The sequence below is a fragment of the Brachybacterium sp. AOP25-B2-12 genome, from assembly GCF_052378625.1.
In the GTDB taxonomy this organism is placed as follows: domain Bacteria; phylum Actinomycetota; class Actinomycetes; order Actinomycetales; family Dermabacteraceae; genus Brachybacterium.
In genome coordinates this window covers 33,910-55,342 of the sequence record NZ_JBQSXW010000017.1, presented here as the reverse complement: position 1 = coordinate 55,342, position 21,433 = coordinate 33,910, and the positions used below count along the sequence as shown (strand labels likewise).

The following is a 21,433-nucleotide window of genomic DNA, read 5'->3' as shown; positions in this document are numbered from 1 at the left end:
GATCTGCATCGACCTGCCCTCATCCGCGGGCAGTGGGCTCCTGGTCCTGGGACGTCGGGCCCGCGGGTGCTCCTGCGAGGTCCTGCAGAGCGGCACCGTCCAGCCGATGCGTCATCCACGCCTCCTGCGGCACCGCGCCCAGGGCGCGGTAGAAGTCGATCGACGGCGTGTTCCAGGTGAGCACCGTCCACTCCAGCCGCGTCCAGCCCCGCTCCACGCAGATGGATGCCAAGCGTTCCAGGAGGGCCTTGCCCGCCCCGTGGCCGCGATGCCCGGAATCCACGTACAGGTCCTCGAGCCAGATCCCGCTCTTGCCCGTCCAGGTGGAGAACGTGGTGAACCACAGGGCCATGCCGCTCACCTGACCGTGCTCGTCGACAGCCAGCTCGCACCACACGGTCGGACTCCCCGTCTCGGGGAACAGCGCTGCCCGGGGATCTCGCGGGGTCGTCTCGACGGCGTCGGGCTCGCGCTCGTAGGTGGCGAGGTCGCGGATGAGCCGGAGGATGTCCGCGACGTCGCGGGATTCGGCGGTGCGGATCGTGATGGTCACCGGGCGAGACTACCGACCGGTGAACACGAGGACCGGGCATGTCCGGCCGGTGGGCTGGGTTGCGTCTGTGGACCCGGGTTCCCTGAGGCGCTCCGGGTCGGTGGTGGGCTCAGGTTCACAGGGTAGGTGTGCGAGGGCGTGACCTGGGGTGACCAGCTTGGCCGAGATGCGTTGAGTGGACGATCGATCTGTTGCGGGATGCGCCTGCGGTCCCCTGTTGATCGTCGGGGCCGCGAACTGTCGCCCCGGGGTGATCGTCGCACTGTCCGACACTGTCATGAGGGATCCGAGGTTGTCTGGAGACTCCCCGTGGCGCTGGCGCGTGGCTTTCCACTATCGCGTGCACATTGGGGAAAACCCAGCGTGTGGTGGCCTGTGCTTCACGTGGGCGCACGCTATGAACGTCATGCGCGTCGGCGCGCACAGCTCCGTGGTGGTCGCGCGCGGCATTGGATTCTAGAGGCCGTCGGCTCGCGGGTGCTGGATGCGATGTTCCACGTGGATCGTGGTGCGGAAGGGCTGCACGGATTGGTGGGACCCGGGACCGTTCGACGGCGTCTGCCGTGTCCAATGTCGGCTGATCTCCCGCGGCTTCATCGGCTCAGCGTCCATCTCGCCATGGTTTCACGGGGAACCACGTGGCGAGGCTTCACAGTGAACGCTTCGGGTGCTACCCGGAACACCTCCTACTCAGTGCTGTGATCGCTGGGTGTCAACGCTCGGTGCGGCTTCCGGGGCCGGTCGGCGGGGCGCTAGGGCGCTGTCGGTGGATGGAGGACCGTTTCGGTCCTTCCCCTTCACAGTCATCGGGTGCAGCACGCGAGCCAAACTTCCCAGACCACGAATGTAGCGAACGCGGGAATGGGATCCACGTGAAACGTCCCGGCGTCGCGATTCGCTTGCGACGGCAGGCTTCTGAGGCTTTTGCCCACCGGCTTACGGGAGCCCAATGCAGTTCAAGGAGATGGAAGAGGAGGGGAACTCTGCCGCCGGAGCTGCGTGGTGAGGGCTTTCGCGGGGCCTTCTTCGCCTCGGACCGTCCCATAGCCGCCGTGCAATGTCCGTGGGCTGGGTGCTCGATGGAGCGCCTTCAGAGGCTTGGTGGTCCCGTTCCACGTGGATCGTCGCTCATTCGGAACTGCACTCGTGCCTGGAATCGCCCGCCAACTCGTTCCCACGGACCGGCGGAGAACCGTCCGACCATCCACGGGATCGCGAGCTCGTACGACGTTGCAGGGTGAGGAAGCCTGTGGGGGCGATCCCGGAGGTGAGCTCCGTCGATCGAGAAGGGGTGGCGTGCTCCGGGCGGTGCGTCGAGCTTGGGTCGCGCGCTGCTCAGTAGCTCACCCTGCCGCATGTCATTCCCCTACCACTCAACGTGCGTGTCCATTCAATCGGTGGGTGGGAGCCATGATCCACGTGAAACGTTCGGCGACAAAGTGGCGGCACTCGGTACTCGGCACTCGCCACCCGGCATTCGGCACTCAGCATTCGGGCTTCGTCGGCCGGTAGGGGGTCGTTGTCTGGGTGCGTACCCGGCCTCGAGATCCAGCAGCGTCGGATACAGGAGCCACCGATGGGTTCCATGTGAAACGTTGAGATCTCGCGTGGACGACAAGGCGTCACCGGTGGGCGCGGATGACGGACGGCAAGTCCATCGCTCCTCGGCCGCGGTCGTGCATGGAAGGTACGGGTCCTGCGGCGCTATACCAGGCGTCCCTACGTCCGAGCTTCGCGCCGCCAGAGAGGCCTTGAGTTGGGGGGCGCTGCTCGTGCGCGTCGCCTTGTGCGGATGCGTCCACTCGCCGGGTGGCCCAAGTCATGCGTCCTCAGCGGAGCTCCGTTTCACGTGGACCATCACACGTCACCGGCGCCCGTCGAGCCGATGACCACGGGAGCAACCGCGCGCCGCGGTGTGAGTGCCGTCAGCATGGGCGGAGTCGTCGCCTCCCGTTCGCTCAACAAGAACGATGACCTTCCGTCACGAAGCGCCCTTGCGAACCGAGCTCAGACCCGGAGCTTCACGTGAAACGGACTACGAGCCGCCGCGTCGAACCAATACAAGGCTCGGCAGAACGTCCTCCCGCAAGGCACGCGATGGCTGCGAGGGCGACGGAGGAGAGGCACGAGGCATGGCGTCTTCGGTCGGGGCGTTCAGCCGGACGGTCAGGATCGACCGGGACGGTAGCAGCCCTGAGGAACGGAGCGGAATATCGACGTTCCACGTGAAGCGCGGGAGATCGACGGGGGGAGCTGTGCCAACTCGGGCGCGCCCGATCGACGTGCGGAGACACTGGGAGGGCGGGATTGCCGAGCGGGCTCGGTCTCGTTTCACGTGGATCCTTCAGGTCGCGGCGACCGCAGGCGAGCCTCGAGGCTGACGAGCGGATACCCCGTGTTCCAACCAACCACCCCCCTGTCGGGCGCGAGACGGACTCCGGTGTTTCACGTGGGACAGGGGAATGCCGTGCTCAGCGCGTACCGAGTATCCGACACCTGCGACGCAGCGATGCGTGAAAGCGCGGAAGCGAACGGGGCGGCCGGGCGGCGCGGTGGCGGCCCATGCCGGCTCGCGAGCACCGCACCGAGCATCATGGTCGTCCCCGAATGTGGACAGCACTGTGCATCCACGTGAATCCCTTGGCGTCGGAAGCCGGGATCGCGTCCGCAACACCACCCATGGGCAATCCAGGAGGTGCACAGGTAACAGCGTTCGGCCTGTTCAGGGGCGTGGAACGGTGAGGTGGAGCGAAGCGGGAGGGGCTTGGCCACGCGTGACCGTGAGACCCGGCGCCGTGCCCCCGTCCACATCGCTGTGGACTGCACTGTGGACCGCTATGTGGATAACTAGGTGGAAGGAAATGTGGATAACTGACGTCGCGTGATGAATCGAGATCGAGGTCCGCGTGGCCGCGGACGTCCTGTCGGGGGCTCGTCCGACCAGTCTCCGGACGGGCCGCTCCTGCTCGGCTCCGTGCCGGACCGCACGCCTGCGTGCACGTGCTCCACCGGACTCCCCGGCATGCGGACACGGCGACCACCACGGTCCGCTCGGTGCGGAACGTCAGTCGGTGAAGCCCTCCGAGCGCAGCAACCGTGCCATGAGCTCATGCTTCGGGTGAGCGCCGGTGATCGCCTCGATGATGCGCCAGCGAGGGACGGCACCCAGCGCAGGCTCGGCCACGTCATCCTCCTCGCGATCGCACCGCAACCAGGTGGGGAGCACCTCGATGCGCAGCACGTCGAGGGCCGCGCTGGACGCGACCGCGACGCCCTCCTCGCTCCCACCGATCCGGACAGGAGCCGCTGCGGGCTCCTCCCCAGGGGCCGGCGGCACCGATGTGCCTCCGGGCGAACCCTCGCTGCTCCCCTCGAGAGGAACGGGCGCGACCTCGAGAACGGCATCCTCGAGGACGACGATGCCGTGGGAGCCCACACTGGTGCATCGCAGCTCGACGACCGGAGACTCCCCGGACACGTCGATGCTCGCCGCCATCAGCTCCCCCCGCGACCGCGCCACGAGCTCCCGCAGGACCGTCTCGGCCGGACGGGCCGGAGCGGCCCAATCGGCGGTCACGAGGACGAGCAGGACCTCCGGCAGCGGTGCAGCCCGTGGGAGCCTCTGGGTCGTGCCCGGGGACAGGGTCAGCACGCTCACGCGCGCACCCGGGATCCTGCGGCGGGGACGCCGATCACCGTGCCGCGGAGAGCTGTGCCTCGGCGACCTCCGCGTCGAGGTCGGAGAGGTAGCGCTCGGCGTCCAGCGCGGCCTGGCATCCCGAGCCCGCGGCGGTGATCGCCTGCCGGTAGGTGTGGTCCACGACGTCACCGCAGGCGAACACGCCTTCGAGCGAGGTGCGCGTGGTGCGTCCCTGGCAGACGACGTAGCCCTGGGCATCGAGCTCGAGCTGACCCACGAGGAGACCTGAGCGCGGGACATGGCCGATCGCCTCGAAGACCGCGTCGGCACGGATCTCCCGCTCGATGCCCGTCACGGCGTCGCGGACGGTCAGGGACTCGACGGACTCGTCGCCGTTGATGCGCACCGGCACGGAGTTCCACGCCATCGCGAGCTTGGGATCCAGCTCGGCGCGGCGCGCCATGATGCGCGAGGCCCGCAGCTCGTCCCGGCGGTGGACGAGCGTCACGCTCGTGCCGTAGCGCGTGAGGAAGGTGGCCTCCTCGACGGCGCTGTCGCCACCGCCGATCACGACGATGTCGCGGTCCTTGAAGAAGAACCCGTCGCAGGTCGCGCACCAGCTCACGCCCTTGCCGGACAGCCGCTTCTCCCCGTCGATCCCCAGCTCGCGGTAGGCGGAGCCGGTGGCGATGATGATCGTCCGGGCGCGGTACACGGTGCCGTCCTCGAGGGTCACGGTCTTCACCGGTCCCTCGAGCGAGAGCTCGGTGGCGTCCTCGAAGAGGATCTCCGCGCCGAACCGCTCGGCCTGCTCCTGCATCGTGGCCATGAGCTCCGGGCCCATGATGCCCTCGGCGAACCCGGGGAAGTTCTCGACGTCCGTGGTGGTCATGAGCGCTCCACCGGCGTCGAGGGAGCCGGCGACGACGATCGGCTTCAGCTCGGCGCGTGCCGCGTAGATCGCGGCGGTGTACCCGGCGGGCCCGGAGCCGACGATGACGACCTCGTGGAGCGCGTCCTGCTCGGAGACGGCCACGGCCACGGCGTCATCGGTGCCGGCGGCGGGCGCACCGAGACCGGGGCCCACGAGGCCTCCGAGAATGCTGATGGGCTGGATGGGCTGGGTCACGAGCGGGTTCCTTCCGGATGAGGGGTGGTGCGGGCGGGGCCGATGGATCGGACTCGCGAGGACGGGGCGATGGACGGACGGGGGGCCGGCGGAGGCAGCGGGGCGCTGGACGCCGTGGTCATGACGACGACGGTCCGACGAGCGCGGAGCCGGTCCACAGGCGATTGGCGGCGATCTCCGCGGCGTCGCTCGACGCGGTGCCGCACGAGGGCAGCACGACGATCGCGCTGACCGCGCCGCCCTCGGACCGGATCGTGTCGGTCGCGATCGAGCTGTATACGACGAGCCACGAATCGATCTGCTGCGCTCCCCATGACACCTCCTCGATCGCGATCACGGGTTGGTCGATGCCCTGCTCGCGCAGGCACCGGGAGACGTCGAAGTCCGCCGTCGTCCCGGTCGATGAGGTGTCCAAGAGCTCCTGGATCTCCGCACCGAGCGTGCTCTCCGTGACAACGGTCGCGGCGCCCGGAATCTTCCCGATGGAGCCGTCGCGCAGCCCACCTGCGGCGTCGTCCTGGCCGGACTGGGTGGTGAGGGTGAGCGAGGTCGCCACGAGCACTCCGACCAGCACGATGGCCACCAGCCCCACCAGCAGCGCGGAGACGGGGATGCCGAGCAGGAAGGCGGGTCCGGAGTCGGTGCCGACGGTGCCGAAGGCGCGGCGCGCGCGACGACGGGCGGTGCTGCGTCGGCGCAGGGCGTCGAGGCCCTGCAGGAGGGACGCGGTCGAACGCCGGCCCTGGCTGCGACGGTCCGGGCCGCGGCCCCCGTCGGAGGTCATGCGACGCGGATCTCGGAGATCTCGGCGATGTTGGTGCCGCCGTCCTGGGGGAGCTCGGGTATCCAGACGACGACGCCGCCGACGTCCTGCAACGGCTGCCCGGGCGTCAGATGGATCTCCCCGGGGCCGTTGAAGGTGCCCTCGGCGACGACGTCCCCGGGGCTGCCGTCCCCGTTGAGGGTGCGCAGCTGGACCTTGCCACCGGTCACGTTCCCCGCGGTGAGCACCACATCGGTGACGGCCGCGGGCTGGGCCAGGTGGACCGTGAGGCCGATCCCGTCCTTGAGGTTGCCGAAGTTCGGTGAGCGGTACTGGCGGGACTTCCAGACCGTCCCCGGGTCGCCGTCGGTCAGTCGCGGGGCGTTGTCGGGGTGGTCGGTGCCGGAGATGTCGATGCCTGAGATCGCCGGCGGAGCGGCCGCGGGCGGGGCCGGGGCGGCTTCGGACGGCGCCGCCTCCGCGGGCGCCGGCTCGCTCGTCGGCGCGGCGCTCTCGGAGACCGGTGGCGTCGTTCCCAGGGGATTGGAGAACGTCTCCCGCAGCCCCGAGGTGATCGAGGTGATCGCGAACACGAGCGCGACGATCACGATGAGGATCGACCCGATGAGGATCCACTGCGTCTGGCGCGAGCGGGCAGGTCCCGTCTCGGGGCCGAGGTCGAAGGTCGCGGGACGCTCGTCGTCCATCGCCACGGAGACGACGTCGCGGAAGAGGGAGGCGCGGGTCTCGGCGTCGGCCGCGGAGGCCGGTCCGCCGACGGAGGCCGCACGGCCCGGCACGACGATGGGGCCGGAGCCTCCTCCTGCGCGGTCGGTTCCGGCCGTGCGCACGGCGACGGGGGTGGTGTCCTCGAGATCGCCGAGGTCCCCGCCGCGCGGCGCCTCGTCGGAGGGCCCGGGCGTGGTGCCCGGACCGGTGGCAGCGCTCTGGCCTGCGGGAGGCACCTGGGCGGGAGCGGGCGGCATGGCTTCCCGGCCTGCGGGCGTGAGTCCGGGGCCGGGCGGCACCGCTCCCTGTCCTGCGGGGTCCGGGCCGTGCTCCGCCGGTCCCTGTCCCGGAGCCACGGATGCCTGGTCGGAGGACGAGTGGGGTCGATCGGCGGAGCCCGCCGGGACGTCGGTCCTCCGCGATGCCTCGCGGGCGGTCTCGTCGAAGGGCTTCTCCGGGGTGTCCGGTCCCCAGGGCAGGACGGCCGGGAAGGCCGTCGCGGAGCGCTTGTCGGCGAGGTGGAGGTCGCGTACGAGCTCCTCGGCCTCGACTCCGGGGTCCTCGTCGCCGCTCTGCGGATGCGCTGCGGGCTCCTGCCCTGCGCTCCCGGGCGTCTGGGATGCATCGTCGGCAGCGTGGTCGGCGAGGTCCGCCGGGGCACCCGGCTGATCGAGACCGCGGGCGATGGAGGCGCTGGCGATGACGCCGGCGGCCCCTGCCGTCGCCCCGACCGCCTCGGCGGCACCCACGGTGCCGGGGGCCGCCGCTGTGGACCCCGCGGCGCCGGGGGCGGCTCCGGCGGTTCCCGGGGCGCCAGGCGCCGCCGCGATGCCGATCGCATCGGATCCGGCGGCGGGGCTCGTGTCCGGGGTGCTCGGGGAGGTGTCCTGCGGCGCGGTGTGGGACGCCGAGGAGCTCGCCGATGCGTCCGGGGGCGTCGCGTCGCCGCCGGCGGCATCCCCGGCCGGCGGGGCCTCGGACAGGTCCTCGGGGTCGTAGGCCTCGAGGGTCACGGGGATCGACTGCCAGGGCTGGATCCAGTCGATGAGCTGTCGGGCGTTGGCCGGAGCATCCTGGGTGGATCCGTTGAGCACGGCGTCGCAGAGGGCGTCGAGCTCGGCGGGGACGGTGCGGTCGGTGACGCGCGAGGGCAGCGGCACGATCCCGTCGGTGCCGCGGCGCGCGCTGTGCCCGGTGACCGCACGGTAGAGGAGGGCCACGAGCGCCGTGACATCCGTGTAGGCGGCGATCGACCCGGGGGTGGACTCCTCCCCGAACGTCGCCGCCTCGACGCCGACCCCGAGCACGGAGACGGCGCCGCTGCGCGTGTCCACGAAGATGCGGTTGGAGTCCAGGTGCTCGTGGCGGACGCCGCGTCGCCGGGCGGCCTCGAGACCCGTCGCCGCCTCGCCGATGACCGAGCGGGCGGTCTCCGGACGGATGGTGCCCTCGCCCAGGAGCGCCGCGAGCGGGGGCGCCGTGGGCATCGGGTACGAGACGACGGCGACGGCGTCCTCCCCATCCTCGCCGAACTCCGTGACGTCCTCGATCGGGAGCAGATGCGGGTCCTCGACGAGGAAGGTCCGCCGGGCCGCGTCCGCGGCCTCGGACGCCGCGCTCCCGCGCACGATGAGCAGAGCGAGCGCATCCCCCGTCGCGACCGAGCGCGCACGATGCCACGAGGCGCCCGCGGCGAGACCCCCGAGCGGGATCTCGCTCTCGAGCCGCCAGCGGGCGGCGAGCTCCTCATCATGGGGTCGTGGATTCACTCCGGGTCCTTCGATCGGGGTCGATGCTGTCGCAGGTGTGGCGACCATGCTACGGAACGGGGCCCCAGCGGTGCCCGGACCGGGCCGGGAGGGGTTCGCCGCGACGGTCGGGGCCGGGGCCGAGGGCGGGGTCCCCCGGCGTCGACGCAGCCGGCCCAGCACGAGATCCACGACCGATCGCAGCTCCTGCACGCGCAGCAGCCAGGCCATCCCGAGGAACAGCGCGGACATCACCCCGCCCACGACCGCCCCGAGGACCACGGTCAGGATCCGGTTGATCCAGAACACGTCGCCCAGCACGAGATAGAGGCCCAGCCCCGCGACGAGGGCCACGACGCCGGCCAGGGTCAGCTTGGCCAGGACGATGCCGCTGCCCCGGGCCGTCCGCAGGCGGATCCCGTGGGCGCTCATCTTGCGGTCCAGGAGCCACAGTCCGAGCAGCCAGCCCAGCAGGTTGCCCACGGAGCTCGCGGCCGTCGCCGCGGCCGTGGCCCACAAGGGGTTCACGAGGTGCAGGATCGGCCAGATCATCACGATGGAGGCCAGCGCGTTGGGCAGCTGCATCCAGAACGGCCCGCGGGCGTCCTCGTAGGCGTAGAACACGCGCTTGACCAGGTAGGTGGCCGCGAACGGCACGAGGCCCAGCATGTATCCGGTCAGGACGAGGGCGTTGGCGTGGGCGCCCACCTTGCCGGTGCCGCCGACGATCACGTACATGATCGGGGCCGAGAGGCCGATGAACAGGACGGTGGCCAGCATCATCGGCACGAGCAGCACCCGCGAGGTGCGCACGTACTGCAGCAGCACCCCGGCATGGTCGTCGGTCGAGGCGTGGCGCGCGATGGTCGGGAAGGCCGCCGAGACCAGCGCGACGGCGATGATCCCCTGCGGGATCATGAACGCCATGTAGGAGCTGTCCAGCGCGTACAGGGAGGGGTAGCGATCCGCCTGTGTGGCATCGCCCAGCGCGGAGAAGTGCGCGGCCGCCTCCTGGGCCGTGCCCGTCGACCAGCGGGTGGCCCAGATCCCCACCTGGGCCACGCCCAGCATCGCCAGCGTCCACAGCCCGATCCGCGACAGCTTCCCCAGGCCCAGGCCCCGGAAGCCCCATCGCGGACGCAGACGCAGCCCCAGGCGTCGCACGAAGAACAGCAGGAAGACGACCTGCGCCGCCGAGCCGCCGACGTTGAAGGCGGCGAAGGCGATGATCATCGGCATCGTCCACGCCGTGGGGTCGGGCACCACGCCCCAGATCCCGAGGAACGCGAGGCCGCCCAGGATCCCGACGATGTTGTTGCACACCGACGCCCATTCGAAGGGGCCGAAGGACTCGTGGGCGTTGAGCAGCTGCCCGCACATGACGTAGAGCGCCGAGAACATGATCTGCGGCATCATCCAGAAGCCGAGCTGGATCGCGAGCGCGAGGGTCGGCGCCTGCAATCGGCCGCTCGTGACGGTCACCAGCACCGGCACCAGCGCGATCGAGACCAGGGTGAGCACCGCCGCGGCCGTGACCACGAGCGTCATGAGGCGGGACACGTAGTCGGAGCCGCGGTCCGGGCGTTGGATGGCCCGGACGATCGCCGGGACGAGGATCGCGTTGAGCACGCCGCCGCCGATGAAGATCCACACGGAGTTGGGCAGCAGGTTGGCGGCGCTGACGGCGGTGCCGACGGCCGAGCCGGTGCCGGCGACGATCACGCCCATGATGAAGTTGCGGCCGAAGCCCAGCACCCGCGAGACCGTCGAGCCGGAGGCCATGACGAGGCTCGCGCGCAGCTGGCGGCTGCGCGCACCGGTGCCCCGGTCGCCGCCCGCCGTCGGGACGGGAGCTTCCTGCCCGGTGGCTCCGGGCTGCGTCGGGTCGGTCATCGGGAGGTCATCCGTTCTCCGGGGCGGGGTGCTCACCGGGGGCGTCGTGGCGCGGGGCGTGCCTGCCTCTCGGGGGTGATGGCCCCTCGGGCGTCCCGTCGACCTGCTGCTCCTGCTGCTCCTGGTGCTCCTGCTGCCCCGGTGGCTCCGAGAGGCCCGTGCGCGCCAGCGTCGCCGCGTCCTCCGGGCCCCGCACCGCCGGTGCCCGGCGATCGGACCCGGTGCGACGGGCGCGCAGCACGCCGACGATCACCAGCAGCCCCATCGCGATGACCAGGGCCACGGTGGTCCAGTTCTCCCAGGAGGGGTTCACGGTCAGCGGCACCTCGCGGGGCTCGCTGAGCTGGTCCCCGTCGACGGTGCGCAGGGAGACGGTGAGCTGCACGGAGCCGTTGGCGACCGCCTCGACGGGCACCTTGACCTCGACCTGGTCCCGGGCCGGGACCTCGACCACCTGCGGCTCCTCGGCCAGGCGCACGACCGGCTTGTCGGAGGAGACGGAGATGGCGACCCGGACGGGGGTGCCCAGGGTGTTGGAGACCGTGATCGGCACGCCGGAGCTGGAGGCGATGAGGCTGTAGCTCGAGGCCGGCTGGACCTGGACCGCCGAGGAGACCGCGTCGGCCAGCTCGGCGCCCCGGGCGGCGCGGTCCTGGGCGGTGCGGGCCCCGTCGTCCCCGCGGAAGGTGCGCGAGGTCGCCGACAGAGCGGTCAGCTCCGCGACGTCCGCGGCGGACGGGTCGGTCATCGCCGAGCGCACGGCCTCGAGCCGGCCCAGCGGCGCCTCGAGCGAGGTCAGCGGAGCCGGTGCCAGCAGGGAGGGCCGGACGGCGCTGCCCGGGACGCTCCATCCGCCCTCGCCGTCCTCGACGGCGGGACGGACGTGATCGGTGGTGACGGTGCCCATAGCGAAGAGCGCGCCGGACCCGTCCTGCGTCCCGGAGGCCCATGCCCCCTGCTCCGCGGCGTCCAGGAGGTCCCCCGTGCGGCCCTGCCGGATCCACGGTGCGCTGTCGAGCGCGTCGAGCGTGCGGCCGGTGGCGTCGGTGTCGACGTCCTCGGCCAAGGTCGGGCTGATCAGCACCTGGCGCGGCGCGGCGGACGGCTCGGATGCCAGGACGGCGGTCTCCGCGAGCATCCGCTGGGTGGTCTGCTCGCCGTCGGACGACGTCGTGATCGAGGACAGCTCGTCCGAGAGCACCGCGTCCGGCGCCAGCACCGGGGTCGTCGCCGAGGGCGAGGCGAGGTTGCCCACCGAGGACGGGGTGACGGTCGAGCCCAGGTCCTCCCGCAGCGAGACCGAGGGGATCATGAGCACGTCGGCGCCGGTGTCCTGGAGCGCCTGGGCGGTCGAGGGATCCGCCTCGTCGGCCGCGAGCTCCTGGACGGTTCCCGCGCCGGCGACGCCCGCGGTCGACAGGGCCTCGCGCCCGCGCTCGTCCGCGGTGCGGCGCGCGGTGGGAGCCCCGGCGGCGTCGAGCGACACGAGATCTGCCTGGGCGTAGGGGGTGGTGAGGATGGTCCTGCCGCCGGCGGCGCCGCGGAGCGTGTCGGCGAAGGTCTGCGCGGTCGGGTCGACGGTGAAGCGGCCCGTCCCGGTGGCCGCCTCGTCCGGTTCGGCGGTGCCGGTCGCGGTGCCGTCCGTCGGGGCGGGGGACTCGCCGCCGGTCTCCTCGGCGGCGGCGGAGGATGTCGTGCCGTCGGTGCTGGGCTGGGGGGTCTGGTCGTCGCCCCGGTCCTGGTCGGTGTCCGAGGGCTCCTCCAGGGCGGGCGGGTCCAGCAGCGCCGGGTCCAGGAGCCAGTCGACGTCGGGCCGTTCGGCGATCGTCAGGGCGTCGTGCAGGGGGCCGTCGGCGATCGAGGCGGCATAGGCGTGCGGGTCCGTCGCGGCCAGTCCCGGGTCCTGTGCGGCCACGGGCAGCAGCACCGACTGGGTGATCTGGGCGGTCGTCCCCTCGGGTCGCCACACCGTGAAGGTGCGCAGCGTCGAGATCGGCGCCGTCGGTGAGGCCAGGGTCAGGGCGATCCGGCGCGCACCCCAGAGCGTGGGGTCCGAGGAGAAGCCGAGGGAATCGGCCGCCACGGCCACCGTGAAGGAGCGGGTCTCCCCGGGCGCGAGCGCCGCGGCACCGGCACCGCTGTCTCCCCGGACGGTGCCGGGCGCCTCGGGTGCCGTGTCGGCCTCCCACGTCTGGAGGACCGAGCGATCGGTCACGCGCGGCACGAGGGTCCGCAGCTCCAGCCGGGGCTCCGGGACGGGCAGGGCGGTGCCGTTGGTGACGGAGACCGTGGCCGTGAGCGTGCCGCCGGGTGCCAGGGACGCCGGACCCATCGACGCGAGGTCCATCGTGACCCCGCTCGCGGAGGCCGGCGGCGGGTCCGCGGGGACCGCGGGTCCGCCCGGCGCGGCGATAGACTGCCCGGGCGCGACACCGAGCACGGTGACCAGCGCGATCACCAGGGCCGCGATCCCTGCCGCCGCACGCGACCGCAGGGCGCGCGCGATCGAGGGCGTGGACGGCATGGGGACACTGTATGTCCCCCACCTGGTGCAGCCGACGAACGCCAGGCATGACAGGAACACCCCCGTGAGCCCAGCCCCCGCCGATCCGCTCGACCTCGCCGAGGAGCGTCTGGCCCGAGCGCGCACGCGTGCGGCCTCGATGTTCGCCGCTCTCCCCGAGGAGATCCACGCCCTGGGACGCCTCTTCGAGGAGGCCGGTCACGAGCTCGCGCTCGTCGGCGGGCCGGTGCGCGACGCGGTCCTGGGGCGCTCCTCGGCCGACCTGGACTTCACGACATCTGCACGACCCGACGCCACCGAGGCGATCCTGCGGCGCTGGACCCACGGCGGGGCGATCTGGGACATGGGGCGGGAGTTCGGCACCCTCGGTGCCGCCCGCGGCGCGCTCAAGGTCGAGATCACCACGTACCGCACGGAGTCCTACGACCCGACCAGCCGCAAGCCCCAGGTGGCGTTCGGGGACACCCTGCCCGGCGACCTGTCCCGCCGGGACTTCACCGTCAACGCGCTCGCCGTGCGCCTGCCCTCCCTCGAGCTGGTGGATCTCTTCGGCGGGCTGTTCGACCTCGCCGAGGGCGTGCTGCGCACGCCCGTGGACCCCCGGCAGTCCTTCGACGACGACCCGCTGCGGATGATGCGCGCCGCGCGCTTCGTCTCCCAGCTCGGCTTCACGATCGAGGCCGACACCGCCTCCGCCGCCCGCGAGCTGGCCGATCGGATCACCATCGTCTCCGCCGAGCGGAAGCGAGACGAGCTGGTCAAGCTCCTGCTCGGGGAGCATCCGGTCGAAGGTCTGCGACGGCTCGTGGACCTGGGCCTGGCCCAGCACGTCCTCCCCGAGCTGCCCGCCCTGCGCCTGGAGATCGACGAGCACCATCGGCACAAGGACGTCTACGAGCATTCCCTGACGGTGCTCCAGCAGGCCATCGACCTCGAGAGCCCGGCCGGATCGGGCGGACCCTGCGAGCGTCCCGACCTCGTGCTGCGCCTCGCCGCGCTGCTGCACGACATCGGCAAGCCCCCCACGCGACGCTACGAGGACGGCGGCGTGGTCACCTTCCGCTTCCACGAGACGGTGGGCGCGAAGATGACGCGGCGGCGCATGAAGGCGCTGGCCTTCGACAAGGAGACGACCACGCAGGTCGCGCGGCTGGTGGAGCTGCACCTGCGCTTCCACGGGTACGCCGACGGCGAGTGGACCGACGCCGCGGTGCGCCGGTACGTCACCGACGCCGGGCCCCTGCTGCAGCGCCTGCACCGGCTCACCCGGGCCGACGTCACCACCCGCAACCGCCGCAAGGCCGGCCAGCTGTCCCGCGCCTACGACGAGCTGGAGGGGCGGATCGACGAGCTCGCCGCCCGCGAGGAGATCGACCGGATCCGCCCCGACCTCGACGGCACCGAGATCATGCACCTGCTGGACATCCCGCCCGGGCCGCTGGTCGGCGAGGCCTACCGGCACCTGCTGGACCTGCGGATGGAGCACGGACCGCTGGGGCCCGAGCGCGCCGAGGCGGAGCTGCGCGCCTGGTGGACCGCGCGCCAGGAGGCCTGATCGCGGCAGGGTCCGGTGGCCGGCGTCGCGCCGGATCGAGGACGCATCCGGGTGTCCTCCCGGGTCGGCCGGCACCGGACCGGTCGGGCCCCGTCGGTGCCCGCGCGGCGTCCGGGCGGGCCGTGGCGCACGTCGCACCGCATGTGGCGACCGTGTGAGAGTCGCCGCCTGGGAGTGGCCCCGCCCTGGGGTCCCCGCGCATACTGAAGGACAGTGCGTCCCTTGCCGCCACCGCCCCGTGCGCGGATCCGGGCCGTCGATCCACCCGTCCGTGCCCGCCGGACGCCCTGACATCGTCGGGGACAGCCGGAGAAGCAAGGAGCCCCCGTGAGCGATCCGTCCCGTCCGTCCAAGCACTCCTCGCGCACCTCCCGTCAGGGAGGGGCAGGCAGCACCGAGCCCGGCTCCGCCTCCGCGGCGGACGGCGCTCGGCGACGACAGGCCTCGACCTGGATCGGCGGCGGGACCGGGAATGCCCAGGGATCGACGGGTGCCTCGAGCTCGAGGACCGGGGGCCAGAAGGCCTCTGGTCAGATGGCGTCCGGCGCGAAGGCATCCGGTGCCAAGGAGTCCGGCGCGAAGGCGTCGGGTCCCCGGCAGTCCGGGCCCGGGCAGTCGCGGACTGCCGGGTCCTCGAAGTCTGCCGGTGCGAAGGCCAAGGGCGCCGCCACCACGGGTGCAGCGGCGGCGAGCCGCACGGCCTCGCGGTCCAAGAAGGTCTCCGCGAAGTCCGGTCGTCGTCCGGGATTCTTCGGCCGCCTCGCCGGACTGCTGAACTACCCGCGTGCGGGGAAGAAGAACCCGTGGCGCTGGTTCCCGTCCTTCCGCATGATCTTCGGTGCCATCGCGCTGGTGTTCCTCGCCGGGGTCGGCGGCGCCGCGATCCTCTACGCGACCACCGACGTGCCCGAGCCCCAGGACGTCGCGCTCGCGCAGACCTCCCGCGTGTACTACTCCGACGGCACCACCGAGATGGGGACGTTCAGCGAGGTCAACCGCACGATCCTGCCCGCGGACCAGATCCCGGACAACATCAAGAAGGCGGTCGTCGCGAGCGAGGACTCCACCTTCTACGAGAACCGCGGCGTCTCCCCCCGCGGGATCATCCGGGCCTTCGTCAACAACGTGTCCGGTGGTGCCCGGCAGGGCGGATCGACCATCACCCAGCAGTATGTCGAGCGCTACTACACCGGCACCGACACCTCGTACCTGGGCAAGGCGCGCGAGATCATGATGGCCATCAAGGCCGATCAGAGCCTGTCCAAGGACGAGATCCTCGAGCGCTACCTCAACACCATCTACTTCGGGCGCGGCGCCTACGGCATCCAGGCCGCGAGCAAGGCCTACTTCAACAAGGACGCCAAGGACCTCACCGATTCCGAGGCCGCGCTGCTGGTGGGACTCATCCCGGCACCGTCGGCGTACGACCCCGCCGTCAATCCTGACACCGCCGCCAAGAGGTGGAACCGCGTCGTGGACCGCGAGGTCAACGTGACCAAGGCGCTGACCGCCGAGCAGGCCTCCCAGATGGCGATCCCGGAGACCATCGCGCCGTCGGCCCAGAACAGCCTCGGCGGACCCAACGGGTATCTCATGCGCATGGCCCAGAGCGAGCTCAAGCGCCAGGGCTTCACCGAGGACGAGATCAACACCGGCGGCTTCTCGATCGTCACCACGATCGACAAGAACATGCAGGACAACACCGTCAAGGCCATCGAGAACCTCCCGGACGACCGTCCCGCGGACAACCACGTCGGCACCGTGACCATCGATCCGACCTCGGGGGCGATCCGCGCCATGTACGGCGGCGCCGACTACATCACCCAGGGCCGCAGCGACGCCACGCAGTCCCGCATGCAGGCGGGATCGATCTTCAAGACCTTCACGCTGGTCGCCGCCCTCGAGGACGGCTACTCGCTGAACTCGACGTGGCAGGGCAACTCCCCGCAGACCTACGGCAACTGGCCCGTCAAGAACTTCGGCAACGTGAACTACGGGACCGTCTCCCTGCTGCGCGCGACCACCGACTCGATCAACACCGCCTACGGGCAGCTGAACATCGAGATGGGCCCGGAGAAGACCAAGGCCGCCGCCATCCAGCTGGGTCTGTCCGAGGACACGCCGGGCCTGGACGACAACCAGACCAACGTGCTGGGCACCGCCTCCCCGACGGTGATGGACATGGCGCAGGCGTACTCGACGATCGCGGCGCAGGGCGTCCACCGCACCCCGCACATCGTCCAGAAGGTCAGCAACCCGGACGGCTCGAACCGGTACGAGGCCAAGGACGACGCGGAGCAGGTCCTGGACAAGGACATCGCGATCAACGCGACGGTCGCGCTCCAGGGTCCCCCGAGCGAGGGCTCGGCCAAGTACGTCGGCAGGAACATGGACGGACGCGAGGTGGCCGGCAAGACGGGCACCTCGGAGGACTTCAAGTCCGCATGGTTCGTCGGCTTCACCCCGCAGCTGGTCACCGCCGTGGGCATGTTCCAGCCCTCGGAGGACGGGAAGTCCGAGAACCAGCTGACGCCGTTCGGCGGGGAGAAGTCCATCACCGGCGGCACCTTCCCGACCGAGGTCTGGGTCGACATCATGAAGCCCTCCCTCGACGGCCAGGAGAAGCTCGACTTCCCCGACGCGGTGTCGACCAAGAACAAGAAGGGCTCCCAGGGCGACCAGTCGAGCTCGAGCTCCTCGCGGCGCGCCAGGACCACCGCGCCCACGACCACGCAGGCGCCGCCCGCGACCCAGGAGCCCACGCAGGAGCCCACCCAGGAGCCGACGCAGGAGCCGACGCAGGAGCCGACCACCGAGCAGGCTCCTCCGAGCGAGGAGCAGACCACGGAGGCGCCGCCGGAGAACGACGGCGGCGAGGAACAGCAGAGCCAGACGCAGGAGCCGGTCACCCGGCCCGGCGCCGGCCAGAATCCGCCGGGCGCCGGCACACGACCGACCGAGGGCGCGACGACCCCGAACCGACCCACGGCGTCGGCCGGCGCCGGGCGCTGATCCCCGCGGGGGGTGAAGGGGCCACCGGATCCCCCGGAGCGCGCCTGAGCCCATGATCCTGCGGCCGGGCGGCTCTCCCGGACGGCGTCTCGGTCTCGATCCTGCGGTCGGGCAGAGATCCCGGAGGCCGTCTCGACCTCGGTCGCCCGTGGTCATCGGCTTCTCCGCATCCCGGTCTCGTCCGCCCGGGGTGCCGGACGCTCGCGCCCACACCACAGGCGGAACACCCTTGCAGCCGTGAGGAGATGCGTGGTCGTGCGCGCTCGTGGGGACGGCCCATCGTGCTCGCCGTTCTTCGCCTGCCACCACGTGCCCGTGTGATCCCGGGCGCAGGCGCGGCCGGCGCCTGGTGGGCCCCCGGGCCACCGGGTAGGCTGGTGCGGTTCGTGTCGTGCCAGGACAGCCCGTCCGCACGACCGGATGGCATGAACCCTCCTGCCACGGAGAGACCGTGGCCGCCGAGACCACAGGAGGTGGGTAACCGAACATGCGCACGTACGAAATGGTCGTCATCCTCGACCCCTCGATCGATGAGCGGACCGTCAGCGGGACGTTCGAGAAGCTCGTCGCCGTCATCCCCGCCGAAGGCGGGAGCATCGACAACGTCGACGTCTGGGGCAAGCGGAAGTTCGCCTACGAGATCGACAAGAAGACCGAGGGCGTCTACGTCGTCCTGGGCTTCACCGCCAAGTCCGAGACCGCCCAGGAGCTGGACCGTCAGCTCGGACTCAACGAGTCCGTCCTGCGCACCAAGCTGATGCGGCGCGACGCCAAGTGATCCACGCGGTCACCGCAGAGCCTCCGGGCACTCGGTGACCACCGACGCCGCACAGCCCTGACGGGCGCCGCGCGACGTCGTCCCCCGCCCCGCACGAGCAGCACGAGGAGCACTCCATGGCCGGAGAAACCATCATCACCGTGGTCGGCAACCTCACCGCCGACCCCGAGCTGCGCTTCACGCAGTCCGGCGCCGCGGTGGCGTCGTTCACCGTCGCGTCCACCCCCCGCACGTTCGACCGTCAGGCGAACGAGTGGAAGGACGGCGAGGCGATGTTTCTGCGCTGCTCCGTGTGGCGCGATGCCGCCGAGAACGTCGCCGAGTCCCTCGAGAAGGGTGCTCGCGTCGTCGTCCAGGGCCGCCTCAAGCAGCGTTCCTATACGGACCGCGACGGCAACAACCGCACCTCGATCGACCTCGACGTCGACGAGGTGGGCCCGTCCCTGCGGTACGCCACGGCCAAGCCGCAGCGCACCCAGCGTGGCGGCGGCGGTGGCGGCAACTTCGCCGGCAACGGCGGCGGGGGCAACTCCGGCGGCGGCAACCAGGGCGGCTACGGCGGCGGCAGCAACCGCGGCGGTGGCGGCCAGGGCGGCGGCTACAACGGTGGCGGCGGCAACTCCGGCGGGGGCAACTCCGGCGGCGACGCCGACCCGTGGGCCGGCGGCGGCAACCAGGGCGGGTACGACGACCCGCCGTTCTGATCGGCCCGGGCCCCGGCCCGCACCGTGAGGTCCGGCGCGTCGATCGACGTCCGCCCTCCCGTGTGACACCTCCCCTCCAGGCGGCGTCGCGCACCTCAACCATTCACCCATCCCGGGGTAGAACCCGGGCTCCCCTCACAGAAGGAGCACCACGATGGCCAAGCCTGTTCTTCGCAAGCCGAAGAAGAAGCAGAACCCGCTGAAGGTCGCGGGCGTCGAGTCCGTCGACTACAAGGACGCAGCCCTGCTGCGCAAGTTCATCTCCGACCGCGGCAAGATCCGTGCGCGTCGCGTCACCGGCGTGTCCGTGCAGGAGCAGCGCAAGATCGCCAAGGCCGTGAAGAACGCCCGCGAGATCGCCCTGCTGCCCTACTCGACCTCCGGTCGCTGACCCGAGGCCCGGGAAGGAGTCACCATGTCCATCAAGCTCATCCTCACCCATGAGGTCACCGGTCTCGGCACCGCGGGAGACGTCGTCGACGTCAAGGACGGCTTCGCGCGCAACTACCTGCTGCCGCGCGGCCTCGCCACCCCGTGGACCAAGGGCGGTCAGCGTCAGCTCGACCAGATCCGCTCGGCACGCTCCAAGCGCGCCGTCGCGTCCCTCGAGGACGCCCAGGCGCTCCGCGACGTGCTGCAGTCCAAGCCGGTCGTGGTCCCGGGCCGCGCCGGCGAGAACGGCCGCCTGTTCGGCGCCATCTCCTCCAAGGACGTGGCCGAGGGCGTCAAGGCCGTCTTCGATCGCGACATCGACCGTCGTGCGGTCGAGTTCCTCGCCCCCGTGCGCTCGATCGGCGAGCACAAGGCGACCGTGCGTCTGCACGAGGACGTCGTCGCCAACCTGCTGGTCCAGGTCGTCGCCGCCAAGGGCGCCGTCGCCTGATCACGGGTCCACCGCCTGACGGCGGTGCCCGTGGCCGTCCTCCAGGACGGCGACCCAGCCCCGAAGGGCCGGTGCAGAGAAGTCTGCACCGGCCCTTCGTGCGTGCGGGGGGGGGTGGTCGTGCGGGCGTGGTCGTGCGGTCGTGCGGTGCGGTCGTCCCCGTGTGGTCGTGCGGTCGTGCTCGGCCAGTCGTGCGGAGCCGGGCGGGGCAGTCGTGCTCGGTCGGTCGTGCGCTGTGGCCGTGGAGCCACTGGCTCGGGATCCGGGGGTGGTCGTGCAGCAACCTGACTCCGAGGGCTCGAGCCCTCCGAAATCGGGGGCCTCGGTCGCTGGGAGTCAGGTTGGTGCGGCCCGGGCGCTCGATCGGCCCGCGGGCGTGGCCCGGTGCACCCGCCGCCGCACCAAGTCCAGCAGGAACTGCGACGTCTCGTCCCACCGCAGCATGACGTCCTCCCAGGTCAGGCGGACGACCTGGTAGCCGAGCGCGACGAGGCGACGGTCCCGCAGCCGGTCGGTCGCATACCCTGCCGGGTGGGCATGGTGCGCACGGCTGTCGCATTCGATGATGAGGCGCTCGCCCACGCGGAGATCCACGTACCCGACGCCGTCGACCCACCACTGCGCGACCACCTCGACGCCACGCTTCTCGAACAGCCTGCGCACCCGCGTCTCCGTGCCCGACATGGACCGCGAGGAGATCGGGCCGATGAGCCTGCGCGTCCTGTCGGGAAGGCCGTGCAGCACCGCGTCCAGCTCCGGGCGGTCCAGCAGACCCTGGTGGGCGATCGAGTCCAGGACCGCCGCGGCGTCGAGGGGCGCCAGGCATCTCGCGGCATGGGAGGCGGCCATGGCGACGGGGAGGATGGGCTGGTCGTCCGGCCAGGTCCGCAGGCGGGGATGCGCGATGACACCTGGGTGGCCGACCGCGGGGGCAGCCCGTGCCCCGAAGGGAGCGGTCTGGTGGCGGCCGGACGTCGGGGGGCCCAGACGCCGTGGAGTCGGAGGGCGTCGACACAGGTGAGCCGCGCATCCTGGGAGAGCGCCGCCGCGACGGTCGGCGGGGTGCGAGACGTCCCGAGCCAGTACGTGCCGAGCCGCACGAGGTCACCTCGACGGATGGCGGCGTTGATGGCGCCGCGTGTGCGACCTGCTCGCAGGAGGTCCTTGCGGCGGGCGACGTGGAGGTCGGGCGGGGTCCGTGGCATGGACGGAGGGTGCCGGGGTGGACGGAGGCGGTGGCGGGTCAGGGGCGGGAGTGGGGACGGGCTGGGTGTGGGGAGGGATGGTGCGGTGCGTGCGCGATGCGGGGGTGCGGTGATCGGCGGGGGCGTCGACCAGCCGGCGCGGGCGGACCCGGCGCGGGCGTGGCGGTCGGGTACGTGCACCAACCTGACTCCCAGCGTCGGCGACCCCGGAAATCGGAGGGCACGGGCGCTGGGAGTCAGGTTGTTGTCGCGCAACGAGGAAGCACTTCTCGCCGCGGTATGCGACGAGGAAGCACTCCTCGCCGCGGCGCGCGACC

The 21,433-nt window shown here is 71.7% G+C and carries 13 protein-coding genes; 6 read left to right on the top strand and 7 right to left on the bottom strand.

All coding sequences use genetic code 11. The annotated features are described in order from the left end of the window. Positions 1 to 19: 19 nt before the first annotated feature. From ACT3TZ_RS12250 to ACT3TZ_RS12225, 6 genes are all read right to left on the bottom strand, one after another. Positions 20 to 553: a GNAT family N-acetyltransferase gene (locus tag ACT3TZ_RS12250; RefSeq protein WP_444583707.1), complete on the bottom strand. Its 534-nt coding sequence runs from the start codon at positions 551 to 553 to the stop codon at positions 20 to 22. 3,064 nt (positions 554 to 3,617) lie between these two features. Next, positions 3,618 to 4,211, bottom strand: a complete 594-nt coding sequence (locus tag ACT3TZ_RS12245; RefSeq protein ID WP_444583706.1) for a hypothetical protein — start codon at positions 4,209 to 4,211, stop codon at positions 3,618 to 3,620. A 34-nt stretch (positions 4,212 to 4,245) separates the two neighbouring features. Next, entirely contained in the window at positions 4,246 to 5,322 is a 1,077-nt protein-coding gene (trxB, locus tag ACT3TZ_RS12240; RefSeq protein ID WP_444583705.1) for a thioredoxin-disulfide reductase, read from the bottom strand. A 118-nt stretch (positions 5,323 to 5,440) separates the two neighbouring features. Then, positions 5,441 to 6,106 carry a hypothetical protein gene (locus ACT3TZ_RS12235; protein WP_444583704.1) on the bottom strand — a complete coding sequence of 222 codons (666 nt, stop codon included), beginning with the start codon at positions 6,104 to 6,106 and terminating at the stop codon, positions 5,441 to 5,443. Next, a complete protein-coding gene (locus ACT3TZ_RS12230) occupies positions 6,103 to 10,455 on the bottom strand; it encodes a lipid II flippase MurJ (protein ID WP_444583703.1) in 4,353 nt (1,450 codons plus the stop codon). Before ACT3TZ_RS12230 ends, ACT3TZ_RS12235 begins: the two co-directional genes overlap by 4 nt. Before the next feature lie 7 nt (positions 10,456 to 10,462). Further along, positions 10,463 to 12,979: a DUF6049 family protein gene (locus ACT3TZ_RS12225; RefSeq protein WP_444583702.1), complete on the bottom strand. Its 2,517-nt coding sequence runs from the start codon at positions 12,977 to 12,979 to the stop codon at positions 10,463 to 10,465. A gap of 139 nt (positions 12,980 to 13,118) precedes the next feature. On the opposite strand from ACT3TZ_RS12225, the gene ACT3TZ_RS12220 reads away from it, so the two are divergent. The 6 genes from ACT3TZ_RS12220 (at position 13,119) to rplI (ending at position 19,911) form a co-directional block, all read left to right on the top strand. Further along, positions 13,119 to 14,534 carry a CCA tRNA nucleotidyltransferase gene (locus ACT3TZ_RS12220; RefSeq protein ID WP_444583725.1) on the top strand — a complete coding sequence of 472 codons (1,416 nt, stop codon included), beginning with the start codon at positions 13,119 to 13,121 and terminating at the stop codon, positions 14,532 to 14,534. 327 nt (positions 14,535 to 14,861) lie between these two features. Beyond that, positions 14,862 to 17,546, top strand: a complete 2,685-nt coding sequence (locus ACT3TZ_RS12215) for a transglycosylase domain-containing protein (protein ID WP_444583701.1) — start codon at positions 14,862 to 14,864, stop codon at positions 17,544 to 17,546. A gap of 487 nt (positions 17,547 to 18,033) precedes the next feature. Beyond that, the gene (gene rpsF, locus ACT3TZ_RS12210; RefSeq protein WP_444583700.1) at positions 18,034 to 18,324 is read left to right on the top strand and encodes a 30S ribosomal protein S6; all 291 of its coding nucleotides are present in this window, start codon (positions 18,034 to 18,036) and stop codon (positions 18,322 to 18,324) included. A gap of 116 nt (positions 18,325 to 18,440) precedes the next feature. Beyond that, on the top strand, positions 18,441 to 19,028 hold the full coding sequence (locus ACT3TZ_RS12205; protein WP_444583699.1) for a single-stranded DNA-binding protein: 588 nt from the start codon (positions 18,441 to 18,443) through the stop codon (positions 19,026 to 19,028). 154 nt (positions 19,029 to 19,182) lie between these two features. Continuing rightward, positions 19,183 to 19,419 carry a 30S ribosomal protein S18 gene (gene rpsR / locus ACT3TZ_RS12200; protein WP_444583698.1) on the top strand — a complete coding sequence of 79 codons (237 nt, stop codon included), beginning with the start codon at positions 19,183 to 19,185 and terminating at the stop codon, positions 19,417 to 19,419. A 24-nt stretch (positions 19,420 to 19,443) separates the two neighbouring features. Continuing rightward, positions 19,444 to 19,911: a 50S ribosomal protein L9 gene (rplI, locus tag ACT3TZ_RS12195; RefSeq protein WP_444583697.1), complete on the top strand. Its 468-nt coding sequence runs from the start codon at positions 19,444 to 19,446 to the stop codon at positions 19,909 to 19,911. Between the two features lie 336 nt (positions 19,912 to 20,247). On the opposite strand, the gene ACT3TZ_RS12190 is transcribed toward rplI, so the two are convergent. Further along, positions 20,248 to 20,760, bottom strand: coding sequence for an endonuclease domain-containing protein (locus tag ACT3TZ_RS12190; RefSeq protein ID WP_444583696.1), 513 nt, complete (start codon positions 20,758 to 20,760; stop codon positions 20,248 to 20,250). Positions 20,761 to 21,433 lie beyond the last annotated feature (673 nt).